This is a genomic window from Micromonospora sp. 15K316, from assembly GCF_004348525.1.
Lineage (GTDB): Bacteria > Actinomycetota > Actinomycetes > Mycobacteriales > Micromonosporaceae > Micromonospora.
Genome location: NZ_SMKG01000435.1, coordinates 1 through 910, shown reverse-complemented (window position 1 = coordinate 910; position 910 = coordinate 1). Strand labels below are relative to the sequence as shown.

The 910-nt window shown below is 75.4% G+C and carries 1 protein-coding gene; it reads right to left on the bottom strand.

Going from position 1 to position 910, the window contains the following annotated elements; genetic code table 11:
• Positions 1 to 390: 390 nt before the first annotated feature.
• Positions 391 to 910, bottom strand: a 520-nt coding sequence (locus E1211_RS32185) for a hypothetical protein (RefSeq protein ID WP_132354015.1), incomplete at its 5' end; no start/stop codon positions are given.

The following is a 910-nucleotide window of genomic DNA, read 5'->3' as shown; positions in this document are numbered from 1 at the left end:
CGATCACCTGGCCGCCGCCCTCGACAAAAGCACCACATCACCAGGAACCAGACGCGGCGAACCCGGCCCCTCCAGATGATCGACTCGACTTCCATGATGTCGGGGTGTCCGGCGCGACGGATACCCCGACTTCAATGACCTCGAGTTGACCATGCGGCCCCCGCGCCCCGGGATGCCCCACCGGCCGCACACCCCGGCACCCGGCGAGCCGATTTGGCAAGAAAGGTCAGGTAGGCCGGGATCGGGCGCGCCCGGCCAAGACCCGGGGACCGAACAGACCCAGGGACCAAACCGACCAGGGACCGAACAAGCCCGAGGACCGCACACGCCCGGGGACCCAGCAGGCCGGAGGCCGGACGAGCCCTGGGCCGGACGCGGACGCGCCGGTGGTCAGGCGGTGTGGGAGCCGCGGCCGGCCTCGTAGGCGCGGCCACGGAGGCCACCGGCGCGCCGGTAGGAGACCGAGCCGCCACTCGCGGCGGGCGGCAGGTCGGCCGGTCGGTCCAGGCCCATGGCGGCCCGGCGTACCACTTCGCGCTGCGCGGCGAGCCGCCGTTGCGCCTCGCGTCGGGCCGCCGCACGGCGGGCCTGCTCGCGCCGTACCTCCGCCTGGCGGGCGGCCAGCCACGCGGCTTCCCGGGCCCGCGCCCGCCGCCGGCGCTGGTCGGCGACGGCCCGCTGCCGCAGGTGCGCCACGTACGCGACGAGCAGTGTGCCGGTGACCGAGAAGCTGATCCAGAATCCGGGGCCGACCACCAGGACGCCGATCAGTTCGACACCGTTGAGCAGCAGCAGCGCGGCGAGCACCCGGCGCCGCCGGTAGACGGCAGGGGTGTGTCGGCGGCGCGGTGGACGGCGGCGGGCTCGCTTCGGGGCGGGGGGTACGGCGCTCAGTCGGCCGGAGCGGCGG